The following is a 19415-nucleotide window of genomic DNA, read 5'->3' as shown; positions in this document are numbered from 1 at the left end:
TAGCCCGTCACGACCAGTGGATTCTCATTTGCGGGACGCATTATCTCAGAAATGAGATTGCGCCACGTCTCCTGAAATTTCCCGGCTTTGCGCGTGGATTTGCTCCCGACGGCGCGCTTCTGCGCCGAATCCGTCTCAGTTTTGAGACGCGCCGCCGCCGCAACCATTCCGGCGCACGCCCGTGCGCCGCGCCGCCCGTTTGCGCGCCGCCTCCCGCAAGGCTCACAAGCCGCTGGCACATATCGTGCTCTAATGCGCGGACGCGCCGGCTTCGGCGCGCGCGAACAACAAACAGACCTGCACGAATAAACCAACTGGAGACAAGATGTCCTTTGTGATTGTGATCGCCGCTTTGGCGTTCCTGATGTTCGTGGCCTACCGCGGCTACAGCGTCATTCTCTTTGCGCCCATCGCCGCACTGGGCGCCGTGCTGCTGATCGATCCCTCCGCCGTCGCCCCCGTGTTTTCCGGCATCTTCATGGAAAAGATGGTCGGCTTCGTCAAGCTCTACTTCCCCGTGTTCCTGCTCGGCGCCGTATTCGGTAAGGTTATCGAACTATCGGGCTTCTCCGAGGCGATCGTAGCCGCCGCGATCCGCTACATTGGCCGCTCGCGCGCCAACGCCGTGATCGTCGCGGTGTGCGCGCTGCTCACGTACGGCGGCGTCTCGCTCTTCGTCGTGGTGTTCGCCGTGTATCCGTTCGCCGCCGAACTCTATCGCCAGAGCAACATTCCCAAACGCCTCATGCCCGGCGCGATCGCGCTCGGCGCGTTCACGTTCACGATGGATTCGCTGCCGGGTACGCCGCAGATCCAGAACATCATTCCCACCACGTTCTTCAAGACCACCGCATGGGCCGCACCCTGGCTCGGCGTAATCGGCTCGATCTTCATCATCGTGGTCGGTCTCACCTACCTCGAATGGCGCCGCCGCAGCGCCATGGCGAAGGGCGAAGGCTATGGCACGTCGCTCGTGAACGAACCGGAGCGCGTCGAGACCGGAAACCTGCCGCATCCGGCGCTGGCTATCGCTCCGCTCGTGCTCGTTGGCGTCGCCAACTTCCTGCTGACGAAGTGGATTCCGCAGTGGTACGGCGAAAGCTTCACCGTCGCGCCCGACGTGCTGCCCGGCATGCACGCGCCCGTGACGGTGGCCGTGAAAAGCGTTGTCGCCATCTGGGCCGTGCAGGGCGCACTGCTGCTCGGCATTCTGCTCGTCATCGTGACGGCATTCGGCCGCGTGAAGGAACGCTTTGCGACCGGCACGAAAACCGCAGTGAGCGGCGCGTTGCTCGCCACGCTCAATACGGCATCCGAGTATGGCTTCGGCGGCGTGATCTCGGCACTGCCCGGCTTCCTCGTGGTCGGCAATGCGCTCAAGGCCATTCCGAATCCGCTCGTGAATGCGGCCGTTTCGGTTTCGGCGCTCGCGGGTATCACGGGTTCCGCGTCGGGCGGCATGAGCATCGCGCTCGCCGCCATGTCGGACACGTTCATCAAGACCGCACAGGCCATGCACATTCCGATGGAAGTGCTGCACCGCGTGGTGGCGATGGCGAGCGGCGGCATGGATACGCTGCCGCACAACGGCGCGGTCATCACGCTGCTCGCCGTCACGGGCCTCACGCACCGCGAGTCGTATCGCGACATCTTTGCGGTGACGATCATCAAAACGCTCGCGGTCTTCTTCGTCATCGCCGTGTTCTACCTGACCGGCATCGTCTAACCGGCAACGACACCAGGCCCACCCATGAATCTCCCCAATACGCTCTCTCTCGCCGGAAGAACCGCCGTCGTCACCGGTTCGACCAGTGGCATCGGTCTCGGCATCGCGACGGCGCTGGCTCGCGCGGGTGCCAATATCGTCCTGAACGGTTTCGGCGATCCGGCGGCAGCGCTCGCGCAAATCGAAGCGGCCGGCGTGCGCGCCGTGCATCACAACGCGGACATGAGCCGCCCCGCCGAGGTCGAAGCTCTCGTGGCTTTCGCGGCGAGCACATTCGGCGGCCTCGATATTCTCGTCAACAACGCGGGCATTCAGTACGTCGAAACGATCGAAAACTTTCCGGCGGAGCGCTGGGATCAGATCATTGCGATCAATCTGAGCGCGACGTTTCACGCCATGCGCGCGGCGCTTCCCATCATGCGCGCAGCGGGTTGGGGACGCGTGATCAATATCGCTTCGGTACACGGGCTCGTGGGTTCGGTCGGCAAGTCGGCCTATGTCGCGGCCAAGCATGGCGTGATCGGGCTCACCAAGGTCGCCGCACTGGAAACCGCCCGCAGCGGCGTGACCGTCAATGCGATCTGTCCGGGTTGGGTGCTCACTCCGCTCGTGCAGAAGCAGATCGACGACCTGGCCCACCGCGATGCCATTTCCGTCGAAGACGCCACGCTGAAACTGCTCGGCGAAAAGCAACCGTCGGCAAGCTTTGCGACGGTCGAGCAAATCGGCGGCGTAGCGGCCTTCCTGTGCTCGGAAGCGGCGAACGAAATGCGCGGCGCCGAACTCAAGGTGGATGGAGGCTGGCTCGCGCAGTAAAAAGCGGCGGCGCGCGAGCGACGTACAACGCGTCAATCGCGCGCCATGCGCCGCAGCTTCATGGCGTGCAGCCGTTGGCTGAGCCCTTTGAAAACACTGTTTTCGTGCGGGTCGCCGAAGTGAAACAGCACCGTGCATCGAATGCTGGAAGGTGCGCAGGCCTGATTCGCATGCAGCGAGCGCAAGCCCCAAATGAAGTAAAGGTTACCCGGCTGCAACGTCACGACCTTCACAGAAAACCATTTCTGCACACGCGATGAGCGCCAGAACCGCGCGAGCAGTTTTTCCACGATCGCCTTCTCGACGATATTGACGATCGCAAAGCGCCGCGCATTCCGTAGATTCGGAAACATTACGAGATGGCCTGCCAGTTCGCCCGGGTCATTGGGAATCAGAATCGGCAGCAGGATCGATATGGCGTACGAGTCGTAGTGGAAATTGTTCGAGTGACGGACGCCCTGTTTTCCCGAAAGCACGCGCATCACCGGATAAATCCGCTCGCTCGGCGGCAGCGTCCCCATCTTGCGCACATATAGCTGACGCAACAACGCGTGCAGCCCCGAGTCTTCGAATAGTGGGGCGAGACAGGTGCCCGTTACCCATTGCGCCCCGCTAAAGCCAAAGTATCGGGCGCCTTGCTGCCCCACCAGTTCGGCTACCCCGCTGCGCAGCTTCGTGAGCATGTCGGCTGGCACGATGTCGCGAAGGACACCCACGCCGTCGTCGTCCATCGACTGAGCGAGCGCCTGCGCACTCGGCACGTCTACCCGCACGAATTCATCTAGCGGCCGTTCATCGTCCAGCACGTTCATTGCGGTCCCTCGCGCAGAATACGGGCACACGGTCAATTCAGACCGTAGACTGAGGGATAAAGCTTTCGTGTTCCGTACGTCTTCGTACAGATCGCCTGAACGTGTCGATTTATATGCTGGCTGGCTATTTCGGATCGTTTCGCAGTGAGCCGATACGATGCTGCCGCATCGATTCGTTAGCTATCGCTACGCTCCTGCTCGCCGGCCGCGTCTGCTGCGATCAATGGCCAAACCACCTGTTCGAACTGCTCGGGTTCGATCGGTCTGGAGTACAAATACCCCTGCGCGAAATCACAGCCCATCGACTTGAGAAAATCCCGTTGCTCGACGGTTTCCACGCCTTCGGCGATGACCTGGATTCCCAGCTTGTGCGCAAGGACCACCATCGCCTCGCAGAGCACCTGATTGTTTTCGTCCACGCTGAGGTTCTGAACAAACGAGCGATCGATTTTCAGGTAATCGATGTCGAAGCGCTTGAGATAGGCCAGCGAGGAATAGCCTGTGCCGAAGTCGTCGATGGAAATGCCAATGCCCGCGAGACGGAAATCCAGCAACCGCTCGTCGATATTCGATTCGGCTTGCAACAACAGCCCCTCGGTGATCTCCACCACCACGCTTTGCCCCGGCATGCCCTCGCGATCGAGATAGCCGTGCCACCGCACGCCGACCGTGCTGTCCTGGCGGACCTGCACCGGCGACATATTCACGCTGATCTGGAACGACGGATCGTATTGCTCCCGCCATACTCGCGCTTGCTGCACGGCTTGCCTGAACACCCAGTCGCCGATGGGAATGATGAGGCCGGTATCTTCGGCCAGCGGAATGAATTCCAGCGGACTGATCATGCCGCGTTCGGGATGCAGCCAGCGTAACAGGGCTTCCGCCTTGCAGACCCGCCCCGTTGCCAGGTCGACGACCGGCTGATAAACCAGCCGAAGCTGGTTGCGAGGCAGCGCTGAACGCAGGTCGCTGGTCAGGCGCAAGCGCGTTTCCGCCTCCAGCTGCATGTCCGGCGTGAAGTAACTGAAGCGGTTGCGCCCGGCGTTCTTGGCCGCGTACATGGCCTGGTCGGCGTTCTTGAACAACGCGTCGAGTTCGACCGTGTCGTCGGGGAAAACGGTGACGCCGATGCTCGCCGAAATGTAGACCTCGTCCGCGCCGAGCTTGAACGGCTCAGTCAGTTTGCGATTGATATTGCGCACGGTCTGCTCGACCGCTTCCATGTCTTCGAGGTCGGGCAAGATCACGGTGAACTCGTCGCCGCCCAGTCGCGCGACGGTATCGAGATTGCGCACGCACGCGCTGATACGGCGCCCGGCTTCGATCAGCAGCACGTCGCCGCGGTCGTGCCCCAGCGAGTCGTTGACCTCCTTGAAGCGGTCGAGGTCGATCAACATCAGGGCCACGCGCCTCTGCGAACGGCGCGCGAGCGCGGCCTCCTCGGTGAGACGATCGTGAAAGAGTTGCCGGTTCGGCAGACCCGTCAATGCATCGAAATTGGCCTGCTTCCAGATGGTCGCCTCGAACGCCATCCGGTCGGAGAGGTCGCGACCGACTGCCAGCACCGAAGTGACATGGCCGGAGCGATCGATCTCAGGCGTGATGCGAATGTGAGTGCATTGTTCCTGCCCGTCCTTTCCCGCCCACCGCAGTTCGAACTGCGAGCTTTTTCCGGTCGCGATGACGTCAGCGATCTTCCTTTCGTAGACCAGCGCATTGGCCCCGCCGGGAAGCTCCGAAGGCCGCTTGCCGAGCACACTGGCGAGATCGCATCCCGCCGACGTGCAAAAGGCCGGATTGGCGAAGGTGCGGCGCAACTCGCGATCATATCGCGTGATTGTATCGGGCGAATTCTCGATCAGCGTGCGCGACTCCCGTTCGCGGGCGACGAGTTCGGCCGTTCGGTCGACGACAGTCTGTTCGAGCGACGCATTAATTTCGTTGATCTTGTGAATCTTCTGCCTGATCGCCGTGCGCATGCGCTCGAAACGCTGCGCCAGCCGCGCCAGTTCGTCCGGTCCGCCAAGCGGGCCTTCCCCGTCCTTGCCATCGTCCTCGACGGCGCCGGCATCCTCGCCAGTGTCGTGCATGCGGCGCACCAGGTCCTGGAGCGGCGCCGAAATGCTGTACGAAATAAAGTAGGCAAGGAAAATGGAAAGCAGAAACCCGGAGATGCCGACCACCACGATCTGGTTGCGTACGGCCTGTGCCTCCGCGGTGAGGTTCTTCTCAGCGATCGTGCTGACCACGAACCAGCTCGTGCCGGGAATGCGCGCGTAGGCGGCGAGATAATGCCCGCCGCGCTTGGCCGCGAAATTGACGAACCGGCTCGACTCGCCCGATACGCGGTGGCGCGCAATGTCCTCGATCAGGCCAGGCTCGGGCGCGGCGCCCGGGTTCGGCGACGACGCGTGATTCGGAACCACGATGATCTGGTTGTCGCTCGCATCGAATACGTAAATCTCCGTTCCGCTGCCCGTCGCGACATCGTTGAAAATCGTCGAGAAGTATTCGGGGCGAACGACCAGAACCAGACTGCCGATCTTCGCGTTGTCGCTCTTGTTGTAGATGGCGCGCACCATCCCCAGGTTCTGCTGGCCGACGCCGTCGTCGTAGCTGCCCCAGTAAGTGCGTTCATGCGACTCTTCGGCAATGCCGACGAGCGCCGTGACACCCGACGTCAACTGCGCAAATGCCTGCGTATCCAGAATCCGGTCTTTCTGGTCGAGCAAATATTTCTGGTTGATGAAATCGACCGATCCATAATGCTCGAGCAGCAAACGCGTCATGTCCTCGCGCGCCTCGCTCTGCTCGCTGGCGCTGCCACTCGCCGCTCTCGCCAGCGCGCTCTGGACCCGGTCCGAAAGCACGAGAAGATTGCTTTCCGTTTCGATCTCATGCATGCGCAACTCGACATTTCTCGAAACCTGACTTACCACCTCTTTCGAGAATATCTCCGCATTTTCCTTGATCGCCGCGACCGACTTCACATAGGAAATGCAGCCCGAAATGATAATGGGCAACAGCGCCAACAGAATGAAAGCGGCAATCAGTCGATAGCGGATCTCGACGCGCCGAAGCAAATCCTGGCAGAGGTAGTCGAAAGCGCGTCGCAGCAGTGCGGAGATTGCATTCATTTGTAGTGCATCTTCGCTTCAGTCTTGACCGAGATGTCCAGGCGCTGCGCAGCCTGCCTGGGTGTAATTTTCCTGAGCAGCACATCCTGCATCAATTCATGCACCAACTCAATCGTATTGGAAGGAAGCGTCGAATAATAGGGGCTTGCCGTGACCGGATAACGGCCGACCGCGTTCGTGTAGTCGACGATCTCCACGTCGCTCACCACGGTGCCCATGCCTTGCTGGAACGGCGAAATGTTGTGACGTTTCCTCTGAAGCAGCGGAAACCCGTTGCCCGCGATGAATTCCAGAAAACGCGTGGCCGCGGCCTTGTTGGGCGTTTCGCAAACGGCAAAGCCCGTTTCGCTGCCGAGCACCGGCACGACACGTTCGCCGCGCGCGTTCCATGGCGGCACGAACACGCCCACCGAGAAATCGTTTCCATGCAGCATGAGCCCGGCGGCCCAGCTGCCCTGGAACGCCATCGCCACCTTGCCTTCCTTGAAAAGGCGAATGCCCTCGTCGTAGCCCGTCGTCATGAACGACGGCTGCGCGTAACCGCGCTCCGGTATCAATGCGATTTTGGCGAAGATATCGGCCACCTCCGGCGTGTCGAGGTTCAGCGTGCCGTCCGCCATCTTCTCTTTCCAGTGGGGCTCGTGCGCGACCACCTTATTGGCAAAGCCCGAAGCGAAGGGCCCGTTGCCGAGCATGTTCGGAAAGCCGCCGCTCCACATCACGGGAATCATGCCCGCCTGCTTGAGTTTCGCGCACACCGCCAGAAACTCATCGAAATTCGTCGGCAGCGTGTCGATGCCGGCCTTCGCGAACATGGCGCGGTTGTAATAGATCATCGTCGTCGCCACGCCGCCCGAAACGCCGAAACCCTTGCCGTCGCGACTGGTCCAGTCGGCCTTGAGCGGATCGAGCATCTTCTTCCATGCGGCGCTCTGGCGGACGTCGGCGAGCACGCCCTGGTCGGCCAGCTCCGCGGCATAGGCGTTCGGATTGATGCTGACGAGGTCCGGCAGCGTGCCCGCCGCCACGCGCGGCTTGATGTTTTGCTCGACCGAGTTGCCGACCATGAACTGCACGTTCACGTGCAGATCGGGATTGAGCTTGTCGAACTCGGCGGCGATCTGGAGCATCTCCTCCGGCCAGTCCGGCGCCCAGATCAGCGCGGTAATGGTAGTCCGTGCCGGCGCGGCCTTGCTGCTCTGGGCGCCGTTCTGCTGTTCGCAACCCAGGAGCAAAAGCATGCCGATCAGACCAGACCACAGCCAGGCAAACTTGATTCCGTGCACGTAACGCTCGCTTTCAGTTCGGGAATGGCGGGCCCTGCGGAACGCAGGGGAACCATCTTGCATATCGGCCGAAACCGGGCGTCACTTGAGGGGGTTACGCGTGAGCGTGGCACGCGATAATTGGCGAGCCTTGCGGAGGAACGATCACGGCCGTTCGCAAACGTTAGCGCGGCGCGATGCGCTAACGTGGTGCAATGGCATCAGGTCTCTTTGCGCAGACCCAGAACGCGGCGCGGCGAGGTCGATGGCTCGCCGCCTTGCGTCGCTCCCGCTTCGATCGTTTCAATGGTTTCAATCGAGCGACGGGCTGCATTCGCATTCGAGCGCCGCGACCCGCGCCGGCCGCTCCATTGCCGCAAGCCGCTGCAGCGTCACGAGCCCGAAGACGGCGAGCGCACAGCCGAGCACCAGATCGGCACGGATGCCCGCACGGTCCACGATCGTGCCACCCACCGACGAGCCAAGCGCAATCGCCACCTGGATCACGCTCACGAACATCGCCGAGCCCGCTTCGGCAAGATCGGCCGTGCCGCGCTGAATCCACACGGAGAAGCACAGCGGAATCGCGCCGAACGCCACGCCCCACATCAGCATCGCCGCGATCTCGCCAATTCGCACGTGGTCGAGCAAAATCATCGCCGAGAGCGCGCACAACAGCAGCGCCGTCATCGTGGCCACGGCGGACTTCAGGCGCATGGCGACGACCGCCGAAGTCAGCGCGTTCGAGAAAAAGCCGATCACGCCGAATGCGAGCAGCAGCAGCGTGATGGCGCTCATCGAGAAGTCCTGCTGAAGCAGCGGCGCGATGAACGTGTACGTCGAAAAATGTGCGCCGAACACGAGCGCCACCATCAGCATGCTCAGACGCACATGCGAGCGGCGCAGCAGCGTGGCGAAATCGGCAAGACGCAATGCGGCCGCGGAAGGAAGCGTAGGCACCAGCAACGCCTGCGCAACGAGCGCAAGCGCGACGAGGCCGCCCGTCACGAAAAACGACATGCGCCACGACGCGAAACCCGCGATAAAGGTGCCGAGCGGCACGCCGATCACCGTCGCGAAGGTCACGCCGGTCAGGATGATCGCCGTTGCGCGCGGGGCGTCACTCGTATGCACGAGGCGGCCCGCCGCTGCGGTCGCAAGCGTCCAGAAGCCGCCGAGCGCCGCGCCGAGCATCGCGCGGCCAACCAGCATGAGCGCAAAATTCGTAGCGAGCGCGGAAACGATATTCGACGCGAGCAACATGGCCGTGAGCAGGAGAAATACCTTCCGCCGGTCCATGCGGCCGGCAAACATCATCAGGCCCGGCGCGAAGATCGCCGCCATGACGCCCGGCGTGGTCACCATGAGTCCGGCAGTACCCGGCGTCACGCCGAGGTCGCGGGCGATCTCGGTGAGCAAACCGACCGGCAGGAATTCGGACGTCACGAACGCGAATGCGCTGATCGCCACGGCAAAGACAGACAACCACTGGCGCAGTGTCGTCTCTTCGAGCGGCGCGGGCGCGAGATTGGGAGAGCGGTCGTTCATGTTTCTATGACTGTTTTGTGTGTGGCGAATAATAGAAGCCATTGTTCGGCAATTTCGCACCAAATAATGGGGAAAATCGCCGTTTAAATGGCCAATCGGGAATGACGTTCAAATTAACATCAAATAAAGAAGCGCGTGCGGCCCGGAGATTAGCGGGGTCGTCAAAAGGGTTATGAATGGCGTGTGACGCAGCCTGCCGCGCGCCGCGTCGGCGGCCATAGTCCGCATTCGTTCGGTCAGCGTTGTGCGCATAATTAAGTCACTGCGCGCAAACCTGCGGCCCCGGCGCCAGAGAGGATAGTTGACCGCGGATCGAGTGCCCGCTGCCCAAACAAAGCGTCGGCAGCCGCCAACGACGAACTGCCGGTGTGGGCCACCGGCCACCACTCAAAAAGCCAGATTGAATGACCGTTCGAGGAGTGGTTTCGGCCACCGATCACTTTCGGCATCGCGAAGGCCGCCTGGCCAGCTATCAACCTCAAGCGCGCAGACGAATCGTCCTTCGTTCACCGCCTGTTTCAATGAACTCAAGACAACTCGAGACCGTGTAAATCAGATGGGGGCATCGGTGCCGCAGCCTCTTGGCAATAGTGCAGAGCAACGATAGCGATGATAGCCAGCAGCACGCGAGCAGGACCTCGTCGCATTCAGGGACGCATGCTGGTACTCATGGACCGAGCTCACCGAATCGCTGGGCAAGCTGGCCGTGTATCGTTTCGAATGGCTGCTTCCTGGTCACGGCTGGCTCGCGCATTTGCCGGCCAAGGAAATGAGTGCTCGCTCGGTCGCCTTAGTTGCACGCATGCGAAATGGTTGAAGTCGCCGGGAAGCGGATTGGCACGCGCAAGGCGTTGCCCGCTCTCGCGGTCACGAAAGCGCGATGTGAAAATTTCGGCACAGGCTGCGATACTGGCTATCGAAGCGCTTTTCAGGCGGCGCGACGTTTCGGATTGAGGCAGACCATGATCAAGACGGTGGAGCGTGGTGCGTGGATCTTGACCGCCTCCCGGGGTGTCAGAGCTTCGAGCCGCCATCGACACGCAGCGTGTCACCCGTCATCCAGCGCGCCGCGTCGGACGCGAGGAACAGGGCTGCGCCTGCGATGTCGTCGGGCTGCGCCACGCGCTTGAGGGCCTGCATGCCAAGCGTGTAGTCTCGCCCCGCATCGGTTTTGGCGAAGTTCGACATGTCGGTTTCAACGACGCCCGGCGCGACGGCGTTCACGCGAATGCCACGTTCGCCGAGCGCAGCGGCGAAATGCTTGACCAGTGTGTCGATTGCGCCCTTGCTAGCGGCGTAGGCCGACAGGTTACCAACGGCAGCGCGGGCAGCAAGAGAGGACAGCAGGATTACGCTGCTGCCCTCGCCCAGCACAGGCAGCAGTTGCTGGACGAGGAAGTATGGGGCGCGCACATTGACGGCGAACAGCCGGTCGAAATCCTCTATCGTCGTCTCCCCGATGGATGAGGCCTTCGAGATGCCGGCATTCGCAACGAGAATGTCGAGGCGCTCGCCAATCAGCTCGCGTACCCGACGGGCCAGTTCGTGAGGGCCGTTCGCTGCGCTCAGGTCTGCCGCAACCTTTTCTGCAGAACCGCCCGACGCGCGGATCGCCTCGACGACGGAATCGGCAGCCTTTTCGTCGCTGGCGTAGTGCACGAGCACGCGTGCGCCTGCTGCTGCCAGAGCCAGCGCTGTTGCGCGGCCGATGCCACGCGAAGCGCCGGTTACCAGCGCGTTCTTGCCATAAAGATTAGTAGTCACGATTAACTCCAGTTGAACTCGATATCAAAATGTGGACTGTTCGACTTGCGGCTCAGGAAAGGAACCTGGAAACGTCTTCGACGAAACGCTCGGGGTACTGATAGAGCGAGCCGTGATTGGCGTCCGGATATATGGTCAGTTGGGCATTCGGGATGTGCTGACGCAGGATCAACGAATTGACCGTGTAGATGATGACGTCGTTGTCGCCATTCACAACAAGGGTTGGTTGACCGAGTGCCGACAGGTACGCGTACGGGTTGTCTTGCGGCTTGCCCCATTTGGCGAGAGCGGCAAGCTGGGCCGGTGCCACGGCCTCGTTGGCCGCCGGATCACGGTTCTCCGTGCGACGGCGGAAACGTTCGAGGAACGCGCGCCCGGCCGCCTGGCTGTTTTCGGTCGGCGAGAAATGCATGCGCAGCCAGAGGTGGTCCGGTTCCGCATAGGTTGCACCAAAGATTTCCTGGGCTTCTGGCGTCAGCGAGGCCATAGCTTCTCCGCTGCGCGGGCCGGTTCCAACGAGGATCAGGCGGCGGACCAGCGTGGGCTCCGCTATGGCAAGTGTCTGGGCAATCAGGCCGCCCATCGAGAAACCCAGTAGGTCGACCTGATCGAGGCCGAGCGCACGGACGAAAGCGGCAGCATTCGCGGCCATTTCCTCGATCGACTCCGGAACGCTGCCCGAGCTGCTGGAAATGCCGGCGTTGTTGAACAGGATTACCTCACGGCCGGCGGCAAGGCCGTCGGTCACTGCGGGATCCCAGTGATCCATGGTGCCGGTGAAGTGGATGTTCATTACAAGCGGCACACCGATGGGATTCCCAAATCGACGGTAGGCGAACTGGATGCCGTTTGCTTCGACGTACTGCGTCGGTGCCGTCTGATGCGTATGGCGGGTCATGATTGCGATCCTTTCAGGTGTAAGTTCAGCAGTTGTCTTTCAGGTATGTCTGAAATGCATGGGGTGCTGCTTTGGCAATCCAGTCACCCGCCTGGAAATCTGATATGGCGGTGCCTGTTGATGGGTAATGTATGCTCGGGCCGGCAAGAGGAAAAAGACTTTGTAGGCAAGCGGTTATGCCACACAGGCATGGGGTGCGCATGCCGGCGCTCGCCTGCGCGGATCGGGACGGAAAACGGGTTGACGCGGCGCCAGGTGCCTCGTGCCTGACCGACCGTCACGATTGGCTTGACGCCCCGACGGACCACGAACTGTGGCCGGGTCCGAACTTCCTTCATGACTGGGGATAGGCAGTCCGCTGGATTACGCTTAACCCGTCGCGGGCTCGTCGATCATCCGAGGATGGCCGCCGGTCAGCGCGAGCGTCAGTATCGAGACCACGGCGAGTCCCAGGCCGAAGTACATTGCGCTGAAGAGACCGAACGCGTCGAGGATCCGGCCGCCAGCGAACGAACCGAGTGCAATCGAGATCTGGAAGTTGGCGACGAACAGCGCCATGCCACCTTCGCGGACTTCGCGGGTTGCCTTCGCCATCCACATCTGCAGTGCGACGGGCAGCGCGCCATACGCGATTCCCCACGCGGCCAGCGCGACCAGCACCCACGGCCGGCTGGTGCCGAGTATGGGTAGCATGGAGAGAGGTAATGCGATAAACAGGATGCTGGCGATCAACGTCATCCTGACGTTACGTTGCCCGGATGAACCACCGATGAAATTACCGAGCAGACCAATGAACGTATAACCGAGCAGCAGCAATGAAATGGCCTTGCCGCCAAAGCCCGACACCGTCGCCAGGAACGGGGTGATATAGGTGTACGTCGCGAACTGCCCGCACAGGGCGAGCGTCATCGCGATCAGCCCGATGCGGGCCGGTCGGGTACCGAAGATACCGAGCAGATCGCGCGTTCTACGTGCAGCGACGGCAACGAAACGCACTGTGCCAGCAGCGCCGCAATGGACATCGCGAGCGCTGCGCCAAACGCGGTGCGCCAGCCCGCCAGCTCGGCGATCAGTGCCCCGGCCGGGCCACCGATCAGCATGCCGAGCGAGACGCCCGCGAAGATCATCGATGTGGCCCGGCCGACATGCTCCTCCGGCACGAGTCGGCTGCCGAGCGCTACGCTGATCGCCCAGAATCCGCCGATTCCGAATCCGAACATCGCGCGGGCCACGACGAGAACCGGGAAGTTCGGCGCCAGCATGGCCGCCAGATTCAAGATCACGAGTAGCACGCCCAGGCCCAGCAGCACGCGCCGACGGTCGAAACGTCCGACGGCTACCGTGAGAAACGGCGCGGCGATGGCGGCCAGCAGCCCGGGCGCCGTGACCATGATGCCGGCGGTTCCTTCGGTGACGCTTAGTCCCTGGCTGATATAGCGCAGTAGCCCGACGGGCAGGAATTCAGTTGTACAGAACACGGTCGCAAGCGACGAAAGCAGCGTGATGTTGCTGCCCTTGCGCATGATCGGCAGAAGCTGTTGAACGAGAAAATACGGAGCGCGGACGTTGACGGCGAACAGTTCGTCGAAATCTTCGACGCCGGTTTCCTCGAGCGCGGCGGCCTTCGCGATGGCTGCGTTGGCAACGAGAATATCGAGGCGTTCGCCGACGATCGTCCGGACCTGGCGCGCGAGCCTGTGCGGTCCGTCGGATTCGGCCAGGTCGGCTTGAATGGCATGCGCACGGCTGCCCGCCGCAGTGATTTCAGCAACGACAGTCGTGGCTTCACGTGCGCTGTGACCATAGTGAACGATGATCTGAGCGCCGGCCTGCGCGAGCGCAAGCGCCGTGGCGCGTCCGATGCCACGCGAAGCGCCTGTAACGAGCGCGGTCTTTCCCGCGAGGGTCTTCATGATCGTTTCCTTCCAGCAGCTAACTAACGTTGAGACGAGAGACGGTCGTCCTCTGTTGGGATCGAACGATAGATGGCACTTGCATGGACGAAAAAGACTTTGTAAGCTGGCCGCCATACCTGGCAGGCATGACTTCCCGGAAAGGACTTCGCGCATGGAGCTGCGACATCTGCGCTATTTCGTTGCTGTGGCAGAGGAAGGCAGCTTGACCGTTGCCGCGGAGCGGCGTCTTTTTACGTCCCAGCCATCCCTCAGCCGACAGATCCGGGACCTCGAGTACGAGGTGGGTGCGCAGTTGTTTGTGCGCAGCGCGCGTGGTATCGAGCTGACCGATGCCGGCAAGGCATTTCTGGATCATGCGCGCCTGGCCCTGGCGCAGGTCGATGCGGCGTGCGAGGCCGCGCGGCGAGCGGCACGGCCGGCCAAGCCGACGTTTGCGGTCGGTTTTCTGAGCGGCCAGGAAGTGACCTGGCTTGGCGAAGCGACGCGTGTTCTCGCGGCCGACCTGCAGACCCTCGAGATGACGGTGTCGAGTGAATACTCCCCGGATCTGGCGGAAGGACTGTCAACGGGCCGCCTGGACATCGCATTCATGCGCGCCGAATCCAACCGGCCCGACCTCGAGTACGTGACCGTCGCGCGCGAACCTTTCGTCGTGCTGATGCCTAGCGATCATCATCTGGCGGACCTCGAGGAAATCGACGTGCATGAACTGGCAGGAGAGCCGTTCATCAGCGGCTCGGACGTGGCCGGTCCGATGCGCCGCGCAATCGAGAACTATCTGGCGGCGAACGATCTCGCCATCGAGCCGGCACACCGTGTCCACAACCTGACGATGGCGATGTCGCTGATCGCTTCGACGAGAGGGGTTGCGCTGCTGCCGGCATATGCCGAGAAACTTCTGCCCTGGTCGGTGACAAGTCGGCCACTCAAGGGCGAACCGCCGACGATTGCACTGGTGGTCGGCTATAACCGGAACAACCGCTCGCCGATCTTGGCGACCTTTCTGTCGCGCATCGATCAGATCAGGCGATAAGTGCACGACGCGGCGACAGACACGGTCGCGCGATGCTATCGGAAGCATTCACCCACGCTCGCACCCGCCGCCCGGTTCTCCAGTTTCCCCGCCAGAGGCATGCAGCGACTGCTGCGAGCGCCAATTCCAGTTGTGCCTCTAGCGCATCCAAGGCGGCCATTCAGGGGCTGGCCGACTCTCTGGCGCAGGAAATCGCGGCACCAGGCATTAAGGTCACTATCGTCGAACCCGGTCCTCTCAACACAGACTTCGCAGGTTCGTCCGTTCACTCAACACCCATCGAGTGCGCGCGGCGGTCAACGCCAGCTTTGCTTCCATGCCGGGTCGCCGATCCTGCCACCGTTGGCCGGGAGATGCTGAACGTCGTCGATTCCGAAAGGGCTCCTATGAGAGTTCTCTTCGGCCCCCTCGCCGCTCAGGTCGTCCCTCATGTGTTCGCCAAGCGGCTCAAGACGTGGGACGAATGGAGCAGTGCAGACGTTCACGCCAGCATCCGGCGCTGACGTGCCAACGGGCTTGGGCGATTCTCAAGCGCGATAGAGCTCATACGGCGGGGGCTTCGCCGCGAAGGCTCCGCCTCATCTCTGCCCATTCGATGAGTGCCTCCATCGACGGTCCCAACGCGACGCCCAACTCGCCCAGTGCGTACTCAACTCTTGGCGGCACCTGGGGGAATACCTTGCGCACAACAATGCCGTCCTTCTCCAGCTGCTTGAGTTGCTGGATGAGCATCTTCTGGTTCGCGCCCTCGACCAGTCTTTCCAGCTCGGAAAATCGCACTGGCGCCTTTGCGGCGAACAACTGGCAGATGATGACAATCTTCCATTTTCCCTCGATAGCCTGAAGCGCTTCAGTAGTCGCTGCCGCCCACTGCCTGCGCTTTTCGGGATCCTCGCATTGCCACTCCCGCTCCGGCTTTACCACCGTCGACGGAACGTTACTTACTTTTTTGTGTGTACTTACCATTTTCTCACCAGCCATCTAGAATGTGTGTAACTAGTCTATCCCAGTCAGGAGCAACCATGAAGATTGGAATTATTGGTGTCGGCAACATCGGCGGCACGCTTGCCAGGAAGCTCCATGCGGCAGGTCACGAGGTGCGGGTGGCAAACAAGGGTGGAATTGCCGGAGTCCAAAAGTTCGCAGAGGAAAATGACGTCCGGCCGGCGGACATACCCGGCGTGATCGACAATGTCCATGTCATCATTCTCTCCATACCGACACCGGCTATCCAGCAGCTCCCCGGCGATCTGTTTGCGCAGCTGGCTGAAGACGTAATTGTCATTGATACCAGCAACTACTATCCGGGCATGCGTGACTCCCATATCCCCGATATCGATGACGGCCTGACGGAAAGCGTCTGGGTCGCAAGGCAGATCGGACGCCCAGTCATCAAAGCATTCAATAACGTTCTTGCCAATACCCTGCAGCAGCTTGGCAGTCCTGAAGGAACTGCCGGCCGTTTGGCGATCGCTGTAGCGGGTGATGTCCCGAGCCATAAGGAAGTCGCGATGAGTCTGGTGAACCAGGTCGGTTTCGACGCCGTTGATGCTGGCGCTCTTGCGGACTCCTGGCGTCAGCAGCCGTCGACGCCGGCTTACTGCTGCGATCTGGACGCTGTTGCTATGCGCAAGGCACTCGCCGATGCGATCCCGGGCGTAGCGTCGGCCAAGCGTGATCGATTGCCTGAATTGTTTAGCACGCTTGGGGCCAATCCCACTCACGAACAGGTAATCGCCATGAATCGAAAGGTGAACGCTGTATGAAGGCTACGACACGCGCTGTACCATGCTGTCAGTCGTTCTCTGCCTCTTCCTGTGCAGCGTTTTCGCCAACACCCGTTTCCACCGGGCAGTCGATAAACCATGCCGGAGCGGTCATTCGGATACCGGGAGACAATGACGGCAACGGGTGGCGGATTCAACCGGTCGACGCAACGATTTGGTTAAATCGCTTAGCCGTGTCGAAGTTTTCTGACCATTGATGTTTAGATCAGGTGATTGAATGGGAAAATCGATTAAGAAATTTAAGCACCTTTGATTGTGTATCGCGGCCGTGGGTAGACGCACATTCGACGTTACCCTTCGCGTCTTGCTATGCCTTTTGCATTGATCGGACTCGGGAGACCATCCTCGCGCTCTGACGTCAGGCTCTGATCGGGCCAGGAACGGACGGTGGACAAAAGATTGGGTCGAAGGTGAGATATGGATCGGAGCCGATCCCTTCTTTTACAAGGACCGCTTGCATCGAATTGCCGAAATGCCTGATCTTTTCGCTGACTGGCTCGTACCCAGGGTTCAGCTGGAAACCACGCCTTGGGTCGAAGATGCCTCGGAAGGCCGGATGCGGTTGATGCGCAACATTGAGCACGAAGCGTGGGTAGACAAGGAGGCAACGGACGCGTGGACCGACGACGAAGGCCGAGGTGACTACCTGCTGTCGCTATCGAAGTCAGCGACTAGTTGAGGTACCGCTGCCGTTTGTGTGAGCCGCGCGCCTGGAATGCTCGGGGTGCCCGGCTGTGAGCCCCACTGCGGCCACAAACTGCCGGTCACATGCGCCGCCGGCAGACCGCTCAGGCGTCGGCTCTGCTTCGCAACCGGCCATCTGATTGGCACAAGGCGAGTGCTCGTTCATCGGCCAGAAGGAACTTTAATCTGAGCGGCCAACGACCCCAGCTTCACCGAGCGGGGCTTCTCCCCTGTTAATCCGTGTCAACTTGCAGCATTGCGTGCCATGACGATCCACGCCGCACCGCCGATCATCACCGACCGCTCGCCGGGGAGGCCCGCGAAGGCCGCACGGACCGCGGCCGATGCGCGGGCGCGGATCTCGTCGGGCTGATCAGCGAGCGCACGCGACAGCGGCCCAACCTCGAGCGTCATCTTCACCGCGTCGTCGATCGCCGCGTCCCGCGTCGCGCCCTCGCCGCACGGGACAGCAGCATCGAAGGGCGCGATAGCGATATTGGTGAAGCCAGCCGCAGTCAGGATGCGTGCCACGCGCTCCCGGTCGCCGAACGAAAATGGGCCGGGTGCTTCGGGATCAGGCGGCGCGATTGGCGGGACGATGCCCTTGAGCGCGCCCATCGGCAGCCGAACCCAATCGTTTTCCGCCGCGCCGCGCCAGCAGACGAAAGCGACTCGTCCGCCTAGCCGCAGCGCGCGTCGCAAATGGGCGAACGCCGCTGTCGGATCGTCGAAGAACATCACTCCGAAGCGCGAGAACAGGATGTCGAACGCGCCCTTGGGCAACTCGGCGCTGCTGGCGTCGGCCAACTGGAACAGGACCGGCTTATCCTGTGGCGCAAGCGCGCGCGCCCGGTTGATCAGCGTTGCGGATATGTCCACGCCCAGCACTTGCCCCCCCTCGCCGACGCGGGCGGCCAGAGCCAGACTCGACGTGCCCGCGCCGCAGCCGATGTCGAGCACGCGCTCGCCCACAGCGGGCGCCACGGCTTCGATCGCGGCCTCACCGAACACCGCCGCCATGGCGTCGAGCCGGGCCTGGTTGGCGACCCAGCGCTCCCCACTTTGACCATTCCAGTCGGCGACCTGATAGCCGTTTTGCTCCGTCATGTCATCTCCTTGCTCTGATTCGTCCTTAAGTCGCTACCCTTTTATCGATGCTCGGGAAAATTACGCTTGTCGGGTCCATGCCGCGATCCGTTCCGCGATCGCCTCGGGGGCCTCGATGTGCAGGAAGTGGCCGACGTCTGGGACGACCTCCGTCGCGTACCGGGCGGCGAACCGATGGCGGTCGTCGACCTGCACGGGGAGGATGCAGCCGTCGTGGGCACCGTGAAGCTGCAACAGGGGCACGGTGATCGGCTGAGACATGCGGCGCGCCGCACCAATCATGCCGGGTCGCAGCATCGCCCGGTAGTACTTTAGAGGCGCGGGCATGCTCTTCCGCAGATGCTCATGTAGCTCCGCCTGGAGAGCAGGATCGAGCGAGAAGCCAGGCGACCACCGACACCAGAGGCGGTCAATGAGGGCGAGATCGCGGGCCGTGGCGACCCAGCCGCTTCCAGGCAGTTGAAAAAGCCCCATGTACCAACTCCGGCGTAGCTGAGCCGGCTTCGTCATCCGGCTCATGAACGTGAGTGGGTGAGGTATTGCAAGCGTGATCGCGCGTTCGATCCGTTCGGGCGCTGTGGCGCAAGCATCGTATGTAATCAGGGCGCCCCAATCGTGACCAATCAACTCGACGGGTCGCCCCGGAGACCAGCGGTCGATCAGCGCGAGCACGTCGCTGGTGAGGGCTGCGAAGTCGAACGGCCCCGAAGTCGGGGACGGCGCATAACCGCGAAGCCAGGGTGCAACGACGTGACGTCCACGCCGGCCGAGCTCGGCAAGGAAGGCCTTCGCGGTCGGTGGATGGTCTGGGAAACCGTGCAGGACGATCGTCGCTTGGCCACCGGGATCGCCCCCCTGCAGCGCGTGAAAGGTGCCGTGGGGTAGGTCGAAAGTGACGTGTTCGAATTCCATGGGTGTCTTC

The 19415-nt window shown here is 61.8% G+C and carries 17 protein-coding genes and 1 pseudogene; 7 read left to right on the top strand and 11 right to left on the bottom strand.

The features are described 5' to 3' along the window. The first annotated feature begins 325 nt into the window (after positions 1–325). Together M3I53_RS23915 and M3I53_RS23910 are read left to right on the top strand one after the other, a co-directional pair. Positions 326–1726 carry a GntP family permease gene (locus M3I53_RS23915; RefSeq protein WP_254318318.1) on the top strand — a complete coding sequence of 467 codons (1401 nt, stop codon included), beginning with the start codon at positions 326–328 and terminating at the stop codon, positions 1724–1726. A 24-nt stretch (positions 1727–1750) separates the two neighbouring features. Then, positions 1751–2542, top strand: coding sequence for a 3-hydroxybutyrate dehydrogenase (locus tag M3I53_RS23910; protein WP_254318317.1), 792 nt, complete (start codon positions 1751–1753; stop codon positions 2540–2542). 32 nt (positions 2543–2574) lie between these two features. On the opposite strand, the gene M3I53_RS23905 is transcribed toward M3I53_RS23910, so the two are convergent. From M3I53_RS23905 to M3I53_RS23890, 4 genes are all read right to left on the bottom strand, one after another. Next, positions 2575–3354, bottom strand: coding sequence for a hypothetical protein (locus tag M3I53_RS23905; RefSeq protein WP_254318316.1), 780 nt, complete (start codon positions 3352–3354; stop codon positions 2575–2577). A gap of 176 nt (positions 3355–3530) precedes the next feature. Further along, entirely contained in the window at positions 3531–6491 is a 2961-nt protein-coding gene (locus tag M3I53_RS23900) for an EAL domain-containing protein (RefSeq protein WP_254318315.1), read from the bottom strand. Further along, entirely contained in the window at positions 6488–7732 is a 1245-nt protein-coding gene (locus M3I53_RS23895) for an ABC transporter substrate-binding protein (protein WP_254318346.1), read from the bottom strand. The genes M3I53_RS23900 and M3I53_RS23895 overlap by 4 nt, the downstream gene beginning before the upstream one ends. A 336-nt stretch (positions 7733–8068) precedes the next feature. Continuing rightward, a complete protein-coding gene (locus M3I53_RS23890) occupies positions 8069–9304 on the bottom strand; it encodes an MFS transporter (protein WP_254318314.1) in 1236 nt (411 codons plus the stop codon). 625 nt (positions 9305–9929) lie between these two features. Here M3I53_RS23890 and M3I53_RS23885 point away from each other — a divergent pair. Further along, positions 9930–10121, top strand: a pseudogene (locus M3I53_RS23885) (MBL fold metallo-hydrolase); the annotation flags it as partial. Between the two features lie 197 nt (positions 10122–10318). On the opposite strand, the gene M3I53_RS23880 reads toward M3I53_RS23885, so the two are convergent. The 4 genes from M3I53_RS23880 to M3I53_RS23865 all read right to left on the bottom strand — a co-directional run bounded on the left by M3I53_RS23880 (position 10319) and on the right by M3I53_RS23865 (position 14035). After that, positions 10319–11068, bottom strand: coding sequence for an SDR family oxidoreductase (locus tag M3I53_RS23880; protein WP_254318313.1), 750 nt, complete (start codon positions 11066–11068; stop codon positions 10319–10321). Between the two features lie 52 nt (positions 11069–11120). Continuing rightward, complete coding sequence (locus M3I53_RS23875; protein WP_254318312.1) at positions 11121–11966, bottom strand: alpha/beta fold hydrolase; 846 nt, start codon at positions 11964–11966, stop codon at positions 11121–11123. Between the two features lie 369 nt (positions 11967–12335). Continuing rightward, complete coding sequence (locus tag M3I53_RS23870) at positions 12336–12875, bottom strand: MFS transporter (protein WP_254318311.1); 540 nt, start codon at positions 12873–12875, stop codon at positions 12336–12338. A gap of 5 nt (positions 12876–12880) precedes the next feature. Then, complete coding sequence (locus M3I53_RS23865; protein WP_375542569.1) at positions 12881–14035, bottom strand: SDR family NAD(P)-dependent oxidoreductase; 1155 nt, start codon at positions 14033–14035, stop codon at positions 12881–12883. On the opposite strand from M3I53_RS23865, the gene M3I53_RS23860 reads away from it, so the two are divergent. Next, positions 14034–14915, top strand: a complete 882-nt coding sequence (locus tag M3I53_RS23860) for a LysR family transcriptional regulator (protein ID WP_254318310.1) — start codon at positions 14034–14036, stop codon at positions 14913–14915. The two genes, M3I53_RS23865 and M3I53_RS23860, sit on opposite strands and share 2 nt — an antisense overlap. A gap of 32 nt (positions 14916–14947) precedes the next feature. Beyond that, positions 14948–15418: an SDR family NAD(P)-dependent oxidoreductase gene (locus M3I53_RS23855; RefSeq protein WP_254318309.1), complete on the top strand. Its 471-nt coding sequence runs from the start codon at positions 14948–14950 to the stop codon at positions 15416–15418. A gap of 40 nt (positions 15419–15458) precedes the next feature. Here M3I53_RS23855 and M3I53_RS23850 read toward each other — a convergent pair whose 3' ends face one another. Then, the gene (locus tag M3I53_RS23850; RefSeq protein ID WP_254318308.1) at positions 15459–15881 is read right to left on the bottom strand and encodes a helix-turn-helix domain-containing protein; all 423 of its coding nucleotides are present in this window, start codon (positions 15879–15881) and stop codon (positions 15459–15461) included. Positions 15882–15937: 56 nt separating this feature from the next. Here M3I53_RS23850 and M3I53_RS23845 point away from each other — a divergent pair, with 56 nt between their 5' ends. Together M3I53_RS23845 and M3I53_RS23840 are read left to right on the top strand one after the other, a co-directional pair. Further along, positions 15938–16681, top strand: coding sequence for an NAD(P)-binding domain-containing protein (locus M3I53_RS23845; protein ID WP_254318307.1), 744 nt, complete (start codon positions 15938–15940; stop codon positions 16679–16681). 493 nt (positions 16682–17174) lie between these two features. Continuing rightward, entirely contained in the window at positions 17175–17381 is a 207-nt protein-coding gene (locus M3I53_RS23840; RefSeq protein WP_254318306.1) for a hypothetical protein, read from the top strand. A gap of 248 nt (positions 17382–17629) precedes the next feature. Here the strand turns inward: M3I53_RS23840 and M3I53_RS23835 are convergent, their stop codons facing one another. Next, positions 17630–18493, bottom strand: coding sequence for a class I SAM-dependent methyltransferase (locus M3I53_RS23835; protein ID WP_254318305.1), 864 nt, complete (start codon positions 18491–18493; stop codon positions 17630–17632). A 60-nt stretch (positions 18494–18553) separates the two neighbouring features. Then, on the bottom strand, positions 18554–19405 hold the full coding sequence (locus M3I53_RS23830; RefSeq protein WP_254318304.1) for an alpha/beta fold hydrolase: 852 nt from the start codon (positions 19403–19405) through the stop codon (positions 18554–18556). Between the last annotated feature and the right edge of the window lie 10 nt (positions 19406–19415).

The sequence above is a fragment of the Paraburkholderia sp. CNPSo 3272 genome (genome assembly GCF_024206495.1).
In the GTDB taxonomy this organism is placed as follows: domain Bacteria; phylum Pseudomonadota; class Gammaproteobacteria; order Burkholderiales; family Burkholderiaceae; genus Paraburkholderia.
The sequence above is the reverse complement of the archived record's forward strand: the minus strand, read 5'-3'. Positions and strand labels throughout refer to the sequence as shown.